Source organism: Pseudomonas sp. SBT1-2, assembly GCF_028640875.1.
GTDB classification, from domain to species: Bacteria; Pseudomonadota; Gammaproteobacteria; order Pseudomonadales; family Pseudomonadaceae; genus Aquipseudomonas; species Aquipseudomonas chlororaphis_I.
This window is the reverse complement of record NZ_JAQZAA010000008.1, coordinates 1-217: the sequence shown is the minus strand read 5'-3', so window position 1 is coordinate 217 and position 217 is coordinate 1. Positions and strand designations below refer to the sequence as shown.

Below are 217 nucleotides of genomic sequence, written 5' to 3'. Positions count from 1 at the left end.
GGATACACGACGAGTGCTGTGGATCGGCGAAGGCCGCAGCCGTGCGGCGGTCAGGCGGTTCTTCGAAGAGTTGGGGCCAGAGGGTTGCGCTCGAATCGAAGCGGTGGCGATGGACATGAACACCGCCTTTGACCTGGAGGTTCGCCGGCACTGCCCCAAAGCGCGCGTGGTCTACGACCTCTTCCATGTGGTGGCCAAATATGGCCGAGAGGTGATT

Annotated in this window: 1 protein-coding gene; it reads left to right on the top strand. The window is 62.2% G+C overall.

Annotated elements, in window-relative coordinates; genetic code table 11:
* A partial coding sequence (locus tag PVZ78_RS00225) for a transposase (protein WP_273828068.1) occupies positions 1 to 217 on the top strand: 217 nt, incomplete at both ends.